The organism is Streptomyces sp. AB3(2024) (assembly GCF_041862025.1).
Lineage (GTDB): Bacteria > Actinomycetota > Actinomycetes > Streptomycetales > Streptomycetaceae > Streptomyces.
Window position 1 is genome coordinate 1 of record NZ_JBGWAB010000217.1, and the last position, 8,024, is coordinate 8,024.

General features: G+C 70.8%; 6 protein-coding genes and 1 pseudogene. 3 read left to right on the forward strand and 4 right to left on the reverse strand.

Annotated elements, in window-relative coordinates; translation table 11 throughout:
- The coding region (gene lepB, locus ACEPPI_RS38840) for a signal peptidase I (RefSeq protein ID WP_373919970.1) at nucleotides 1-682 on the reverse strand (682 nt) is incomplete at its 3' end.
- A 174-nt stretch (nucleotides 683-856) separates the two neighbouring features.
- A pseudogene (locus tag ACEPPI_RS38845) lies at nucleotides 857-2,806 on the reverse strand (fructose-specific PTS transporter subunit EIIC).
- Between the two features lie 452 nt (nucleotides 2,807-3,258).
- Here ACEPPI_RS38845 and ahcY point away from each other — a divergent pair.
- Together ahcY and ACEPPI_RS38855 are read left to right on the forward strand one after the other, a co-directional pair.
- A complete protein-coding gene (ahcY, locus tag ACEPPI_RS38850) occupies nucleotides 3,259-4,695 on the forward strand; it encodes an adenosylhomocysteinase (protein ID WP_373919971.1) in 1,437 nt (478 codons plus the stop codon).
- A gap of 103 nt (nucleotides 4,696-4,798) precedes the next feature.
- A complete protein-coding gene (locus tag ACEPPI_RS38855) occupies nucleotides 4,799-5,446 on the forward strand; it encodes a hypothetical protein (RefSeq protein ID WP_373919972.1) in 648 nt (215 codons plus the stop codon).
- Here the strand turns inward: ACEPPI_RS38855 and ACEPPI_RS38860 are convergent.
- Nucleotides 5,443-6,426, reverse strand: a complete 984-nt coding sequence (locus ACEPPI_RS38860; protein ID WP_373919973.1) for an RDD family protein — start codon at nucleotides 6,424-6,426, stop codon at nucleotides 5,443-5,445. The two genes, ACEPPI_RS38855 and ACEPPI_RS38860, sit on opposite strands and share 4 nt — an antisense overlap.
- Nucleotides 6,427-6,536: 110 nt before the next feature.
- Here ACEPPI_RS38860 and ACEPPI_RS38865 point away from each other — a divergent pair, with 110 nt between their 5' ends.
- Entirely contained in the window at nucleotides 6,537-7,544 is a 1,008-nt protein-coding gene (locus tag ACEPPI_RS38865) for a stage II sporulation protein M (RefSeq protein ID WP_373919974.1), read from the forward strand.
- Nucleotides 7,545-7,667: 123 nt separating this feature from the next.
- Here the strand turns inward: ACEPPI_RS38865 and ACEPPI_RS38870 are convergent.
- Nucleotides 7,668-8,024 (reverse strand): hypothetical protein (locus ACEPPI_RS38870; protein ID WP_373919975.1); only part of this gene is annotated, 357 nt, incomplete at its 5' end.

Genomic DNA, 8,024 nt, shown 5'->3' on the forward strand with positions numbered 1-8,024 from the left:
CCGCCGCCGGAGCGGGGATCGCGGCGGGCACCGCGGCTGCCCGCCCGGCCCGCCCGCGCGCCCGCCGGGCCACGCCCGCCAGCACACCGCCGAGCAGGAGCACCAGGACGCCCGCCAGCTGCCCCCACACGGCCAGCTTCGCCATCGGGTACGTCACGACCTTGGCGGTGACCTTGTCCGCCGGGACCGGACCGTTGTTCGCGTACTGCGAGCCGTCCGAGTTCATCCGGTTGTCCGCCATCAGGAAGACGTACCCCTTGGGCACCTTCACGTTGAAGGCCACCGCCGACGGGTTCTTCCACTGCTCCAGGTACGGCTCGTCCAACGGCGTGCCGTTCAGCACCAGACGGTACTGGCCCGCCACCTTGCTGCTCGGCTTGTACTGGATGCGGTCCCCGCCCACGGCGACGACCCGGTTCATCTGGGTCTTCTGCAGGGACCACGGCACGGAGGCGAGCACGATGTCACCGCGCCGCAGCTTCCCCTTGGCGACCGGTTCCAGGTAGATGCTCTCCCCGTTGGTGTAGGTCGGCGTCATGGTCCAGCCGACCTGCTTGCCCTCCGTGTACCGCGAGGGCGGGTTCACGGCCTTCGCCACCGTCACCCCCCCGAGGATGACCGCTCCGAGCACCAGCAGGACGATCGCCGCGATCCCGCGTCTGCGTCCTGGCCTGTGTTCCATTTCGTCCCTTCCGATGTACCTGCCTTGCATCGTAGGTCGACCGGGACGCCGTCGATGCCGCCGGGGGGCCGGTGTGCCGAGTACGTACATACCGATTCGGACACTGCGCGCACGCCGTCGGGTCCCGTACCGGAGCGGAGCGGGACCCGACGGGACGGAGCGCGAGGACCGCTGCTAACGGATCTCGCGCAGCACCTCCAGGACGGCCGCCCCGTCCGGCGCGCCCCGCAGCCGGTCGCGGAAACCGGCGTCCATCAGCTTGCGCGACAACAGCGCCAGGATCCGCAGGTGCTCGTCGCCGGCCGCCGCCTCCGGCACCGAGATCATGAAGACCAGCCGGGCCTTCGTCCCGTCGAGCGCACCCCACTCGATGCCCTCGGCGGACCGGGCGAAGCCCACCGTGGGACGGATCACCGCATCCGTCTTGGCATGCGGGATCGCGATCGACTCGCCGAGTCCGGTCGTCCCCTGCGCCTCGCGGGCGAGGGCGACCCGGACCAGCTCGTCCACGTCCCGCACGTTGCCGGTGGTGGCCAGCATCTCGGCCATTTCCCGGATCGCCGCCTCCTTGGAGTCCGCCACCAGCTCCGGCTTGACCGTCCGTGCGGTCAGGTATCCGGACAGCACCTCCGCCTCCTCCCGCACGACGGGGGGTGCGGTGGCGGTGGCGGGTGCGGCCCGCGTGAGGACGGCCGTCCCGTCCGCACCGGCCCCCGCACCCACCGGTACGGGCTCGGGCGCCGGTACGGGCTCGGGCGCCGGCACCGGCGCGGTGGCCGGCGCCGGGCCGCTGCGGCGCTCCTTGAGCTCGATCAGCAGGTTGGTGGTGAGCGCCGTGACGACGGCGCCGACGGTGATGGCGACGAAGAACATCGCGACCCCGCTGACGGCGCCGAACAGCGCCACGATCGGACCGCCGTGCGGCACCGAGTCCTCGACCCCGGTCAGGCCCGCGACCGCGCCGGCCACGGCGCCGCCGAGCATGTTCGCCGGGATGACGATCGCCGGCCGTGCGGCGGCGAACGGGATCGCGCCCTCGGAGATGCCGAAGAACCCCATGAACAGGGCGGCGACGCCCGTCTCCCGCTCCTGGTCGCTGTAGAGCCGGCGGCGCAGCAGCGTGGCCAGGCCCTGGCCCAGCGGCATGACGGGGATCGCTGCGGCGGCCATGCCCATGACGGCGTTGTTGGTGCCGATGAGGCCCACCGCGACCAGGAAGGCGGTCTTGTTGACCGGGCCGCCCATGTCGAAGGCGATCATCAGGCCGATGACGGCGCCGAGCACGACCGCGCTGGAGCCGGTCATTCCGTTCAGCCAGGCGGTCAGGTGCGTGAAGAGCCAGGAGATGGGCCGGCCGATCACGTAGATGTAGAGCAGCCCGAGCGTCAGCGTCGACACGATCGGGATCACGATGATCGGCATGATCGGCTGGACGAACCGGGGGACCTTGACCCTCTTGATCCACACGACGAGATAGCCGGCGAGGAAACCGGTCGCGATCGCGCCCAGGAAGCCCGCGTTCGCCTCGGCACCGTAGATGTTCACGGCGTCGGCCGCCAGGAAGCCGCCGAGCATGCCCGGCACCAGTGCGGGCCGGTCGCCGAGCGCGTAGGCGATGTAGCCGGAGAAGACCGGCAGCATCAGCTTGAAGCCGAGGCCGCCCAGCGCGTTGACGTAGGATCAGAACGAGCCCTCGTCGAACCCGATGCCCTCGGACGTGGTGTGCCCGCCGAGCGCGATCGACACCGCGAGCAGCAGACCACCCACGACCACGAACGGGATCATGTGGGAGACGCCGTTCATCAGCGCCTTGTACGCCGCGCCGCGCTCCCGGCCCCCGTCACCCCCGCCGGAGGCCACCGCGCCGGTCTGCACCGGCGCGCTGCCTACCCGCTCGATCAGCTCCTTCGGCTTGTGGATGCCGTCCGCGACGCCCGTGGACAGGACCCGCTTGCCCGCGAAGCGGTCGCGGTCGACCTCCTTGCCGGCGGCGATGATCACTCCGTCCGCCTCTCTGACATCGTTGTCAGAGAGCACGTTCTCGGCCCCGATGGATCCCTGCGTCTCCACCTTGATGTCCACGCCGAGCTCGGCGGCGGCCTGCTGGAGCTTCTCCGCGGCCATGTACGTGTGGGCGATCCCCGTGGGGCAGGCCGTGACGGCCACGAACTTCAGACGCTCGGGCACGCCCCCGCCCCCGTCACCGGGAGGGCCGGCCGGACTGGTGGTCACTGGAATCTCCTTCAGCCATGGGTCCTGCGGGGCCGCGCGCACGACCCGGTCCACCGGGCATCCTGCCCCACGCAGGAGGTGCATCAAAAGTCCGAAAGACCCCGAACCGTTCCGCCATAGGGCCCGAAACCGGGGCGCGACACATCACCCTCACGACTGGGGCCGCTAGGCCGATCGGTGTAGATTCGTCGTCAGTGTCAGGCGTCGCTGCTGATGGCGGTCGGGCGGTCCCCGTGGCCGGCCGAGGGGAGAGAGGGCCCCCGACGGACTGTGCTCGGCGTACCGTCCCCGACGGCACGCGGCCCAGCCGTACCCACCCTCTCGAACCATGAGGAGCAGCACCCATGGACTTCAAGGTCGCCGACCTTTCCCTTGCCGCCTTCGGCCGCAAGGAGATCACCCTGGCCGAGCACGAGATGCCGGGTCTGATGTCGATCCGCCGGGAGTACGCCGAGGCGCAGCCGCTGGCCGGCGCCCGGGTCACCGGCTCGCTGCACATGACGGTGCAGACCGCGGTCCTGATCGAGACCCTCGTCGCCCTCGGCGCCGACGTCCGCTGGGCCTCCTGCAACATCTTCTCCACCCAGGACCACGCGGCCGCGGCCATCGCCGTGGGCCCGAACGGCACCCCGGAGAACCCGCAGGGCGTCCCCGTCTTCGCCTGGAAGGGCGAGACGCTGGAGGAGTACTGGTGGTGCACGGAGCAGGCGCTGACCTGGCCGAACACCCCCACCGGCGGCCCGAACATGATCCTCGACGACGGTGGCGACGCCACCCTCCTCGTCCACAAGGGCGTCGAGTTCGAGAAGGCCGGCGCGGCCCCGGACCCGTCCACCGCGGACTCCGAGGAGTACGCCCACATCCTCACCCTCCTCAACCGCACCCTCGGTGAGGCCCCGCAGAAGTGGACGCAGCTCGCGTCCGAGATCCGCGGCGTGACGGAGGAGACCACCACCGGTGTCCACCGCCTCTACGAGATGATGGCCGAGGGCACCCTGCTGTTCCCGGCGATCAACGTGAACGACGCCGTGACGAAGTCGAAGTTCGACAACAAGTACGGCTGCCGCCACTCGCTGATCGACGGCATCAACCGTGCCACCGATGTCCTGATCGGCGGCAAGGTCGCGGTCGTCTGCGGTTACGGCGACGTCGGCAAGGGCTGCGCCGAGTCGCTGCGCGGCCAGGGCGCGCGCGTGATCGTCACGGAGATCGACCCGATCTGCGCGCTGCAGGCGGCGATGGACGGCTACCAGGTCGCGACGCTGGACGACGTGGTGGAGATCGCCGACATCTTCATCACCACGACCGGCAACAAGGACATCATCATGGCCGCCGACATGGCCAAGATGAAGCACCAGGCGATCGTGGGCAACATCGGCCACTTCGACAACGAGATCGACATGGCGGGTCTGGCCAAGATCGAGGGCATCGTCAAGGACGAGGTCAAGCCGCAGGTCCACACCTGGAAGTTCCCCGACGGGAAGGTCCTGATCGTCCTGTCCGAGGGCCGTCTGCTCAACCTCGGCAACGCGACCGGTCACCCGTCCTTCGTGATGTCGAACTCCTTCGCGGACCAGACCCTGGCGCAGATCGAGCTCTTCACCAAGCCCTCGGAGTACCCGACCGACGTCTACGTGCTGCCCAAGCACCTCGACGAGAAGGTCGCCCGCCTCCACCTCGACGCGCTGGGCGTCAGGCTCACCACCCTGCGCCCGGAGCAGGCCGCCTACATCGGCGTCAAGGTCGAGGGCCCGTTCAAGCCCGACCACTACCGCTACTGATCCCCACGGATCCACAGCACCGAGCCAGGCCCCCGGCACTCCGCCGGGGGCCTGCCCCGTACCTCCGTACGCATCCTCCGTACGCACGCAAGGACCCAGCCCCATGCCCCGCGGCCGCTACTCGCTCCACGACCCGCACGACCACACCCCCCTCGGCGAGGAGCACTTCCACTGCGCCCCCGGCCCCTCGGGATGGCGCTACGTCGCCCAGCTGACCCACCCGGACGGCGGCCACCGCGGCTCGGTCGACCTGGCCGTCGACGCCCTCGGCCGCCCCATCCGCCTCGAACTGAACGCGGCCGGCTGGCAGGTCCGCGGCGCCGCCGTCGACGGCGTCACCTGGGTCCGCACCGACCCCACCGGCACCGAGGCCACCGAGGGCAACGTCCGGGCCCCCGGATTCACCGGTACCTCCCCGGCCTTCCTCATCGCCACGGCCCGCCTGCTGCGCCTCGCGCCCGGCGCCCCCGCGACCCGCGTCCGCCTGCTCGCCCTCACCGATCCGGTGCTCGCGGCCCGTACGGTCGACCAGGCCTGGGCCCTGGTGTCCCGCGCGGAGCACCCGACGGACAGTGGCCCGCTCGTGGTGGACGAGTACCGGGTCACCGCCCTCGACACCGGCGAGGTGCACACGGTCCACATCGCCGGGGACGTCGTCCTCGCGGCGCCCGGCATCGAACTCGAACACCTGGAGACCCCGCCGTCCGCCTTCCCCGAGGGCGACGACGCCGACGCGGACCCCTGGATCTAGCCGGGCGGAGCGAACCCGGTCCGCGGTACGGGAGCCTCGGCGGGAGCGGGAGCGGGAGCGGGAGCGGGAGCGGGAGCGGGAGCGGGAGCCGGCGTAGGCGCGGGCGCCGGGTGAACGGCGGGCGGCGCCACAGCCGCCGGCGCGGTGACCGGCGCGGTGACCGGCGCGGACATCGGCGCCGCGAACGGCCCGGAGACCGGCGCGGCCACCGGCCCGGGCCCGTGCGGGACCCGCACGGCGAAGGCCCGCGCCGCGTCCCGGGTCTGCCGCTCGTGCACCACCGCCATCAGGAACGCGGCGGCCGTCACCCCGGCCGGCGGCGGCGTCCCGGTCCGGGCCACCACGTCGTCCGCGAGCCGGGCCGCCATCGCGGCACCCGTGTGCGGGTCCAGCTGGTCCATCCGGGTCAGGTACTGCCGGATCGCCAGCCACAGCCCCTCCGGCACCGCCGACAGGTCCAGGCCGCCGAACCGCCCGGCCAGCCAGGGCGGCGGAGGCGGCACCGGCATGACCCGGGCCCCCGGCACCCGTTCCCGGATCACCAGCGTCCCCGCGAACACGTCACCGAGCCGTCGCCCGCGTTCCGAGACCAACGAGGCGATGCAGGCGATGGTCCCGAAGGTCATCAGCAGTTCCACGACCCCCATGGCCCCCCGCACGAGCGCGTGCCGGAAGCGGATCGGACCACCGTCCTCGCGGACCACCCGCAGCCCGCAGGCCAGCTTCCCCAGCGACCGCCCGTGGCTCAGCGTCTCGACGGCGATCGGCACGCCGACCAGCACCAGCAGGAGGCTCGCCACCGACACCGCCGCCTGCGCGGCGTCATCCAGCGAGGCCGTCGCGAAGAACAGGGCGAACGTGATGACCAGGTAGCCGCCGACGTATACGAACAGGTCCAGCAGGACGGCCAGTGCCCGGCTCGGCAGCCGCGCCGACCGCAGACCCAGGACGACCGCGTCCCCCGTCACGAGATCGCTCACCGCTGCACCTTTCCCCGACCTGACACGCCCCTGTGCGCTCCAGTCTGCCAAGCTGGCCGCAGGAGCAGTAGGCCGAACCGTGTGGTCAGGGGCAGGGGAGCGGAAACCGGATGGATCTCGACGTCTTCGTGGCCGCCCACCAGGCGGAGTGGGCCCGCCTGGAGCAGCTCCTCGGCCGCGGCCGGCACCTCACGGGAGCGGAGGCGGACGAGCTCGTCGCGCTCTACCAGCGCACCTCCACCCACCTCTCGCTGATCCAGTCGAGCGCCCCCGACCCGATGCTGACGGGCCGGCTCACGCAGCTCGTCGCCCGCGCCCGGGCCACCGTGACCGGCACCCGCCGCGCGAGCTGGCGCGACGCGGCCCGCTTCTTCACCGTGGGCTTCCCGGCAGCCGTGTACCGCAGCCGTCGCTGGTGGATACCCACGGCGCTGCTCTCCACGGCACTCGGGATCCTCATCGGCTGGTGGATAGCCACCCACCCCGAGGTCCAGGGCGCGATCGCCGCTCCGGACCACCTCAAGGAACTGACCAGGCCGGGCGGCGGGTACGAGACGTACTACTCCAGCCACCCGGCGGCCTCGTTCGCCGCCCAGGTCTGGACGAACAACGCCCAGGCCGCCGCGGTCTGCCTGGTCCTGGGAGCCTTCCTGGGCCTGCCGGTCCTCTGGATCCTCTTCCTGAACATGGCGAACCTGGGCGTCGGCATCGGCCTGATGAGCTCGGCCGGCCGCCTCGACGTCTTCCTCGGCCTGATCCTCCCGCACGGCCTCCTCGAACTGACCGCGGTCTTCGTCGCGGCGGGCACGGGGCTCCGCCTGGGCTGGACGGTCATCGACCCGGGCCCCCGCACGCGCCGTACGGCCCTCGCCGAACAGGGCCGCGCGGCGCTCGGCATGGCCATCGGCCTGGCGGTGGTCCTCTTCCTGTCGGGCCTGATCGAGGGCTTCGTGACCCCGTCGGGCCTCCCGACCTGGGCCCGCATCGGCATCGGCGTCGCAGCCGAGGCCGCCTTCCTGGTCTACGTCTTCGTCCTGGGCGGCCGCGCCTCCCGCGAGGGCGACGCGGGCGACGTCGAGGAAGCGGACCGCACGGCGACCCTGCCCACTGCGGCGTGATGTGCGTGCGAGCCTGCTGAGCTGCTAGTCTCCTCGTCGTCCCGCAAACACTGTTGACACGGTGGCTGTGGGGAGGTAGATTCGAACGGTTGCCTCGAACTGGACAAGTTCGGCAGTGATGGTTTAAAATCTCTCTCGCCCCCAAGGAATGCAATTCCACTGGGGCGCAATCGACTCTCCGATCAGGAATCCGAAGCCGGGAAATCCGGTGGAAAACTTCTGATAGAGTCGGAACCGCCGGAAAGGAAAAGCGCGAAAGCGCAAAACCTGGAAAGCACCGAGGAAAATCGGACACGAAAGAGTCTGATAGAGTCGGAAACGCAAGAACAGAACGAAAGCCCGGAGGAAAGCCCCAGTAAGTGTTACTGAGGTGAGTACAAAGGAAGCGTCCGTTCCTTGAGAACTCAACAGCGTGCCAAAAATCAACGCCAGAAGTTGATACCCCGTCCACTTCGGTGGATGAGGTTCCTTTGAAAAAGA

What these genes read in the sequence shown, in the direction of transcription:
- ACEPPI_RS38865 (WP_373919974.1), top strand. Translation starts at nt 6,537, where the DNA reads ATGGATCTCGACGTCTTCGTGGCCGCCCACCAGGCGGAGTGGGCCCGC.
- ahcY (WP_373919971.1), top strand. Translation starts at nt 3,259, where the DNA reads ATGGACTTCAAGGTCGCCGACCTTTCCCTTGCCGCCTTCGGCCGCAAG.
- ACEPPI_RS38855 (WP_373919972.1), top strand. Translation starts at nt 4,799, where the DNA reads ATGCCCCGCGGCCGCTACTCGCTCCACGACCCGCACGACCACACCCCC.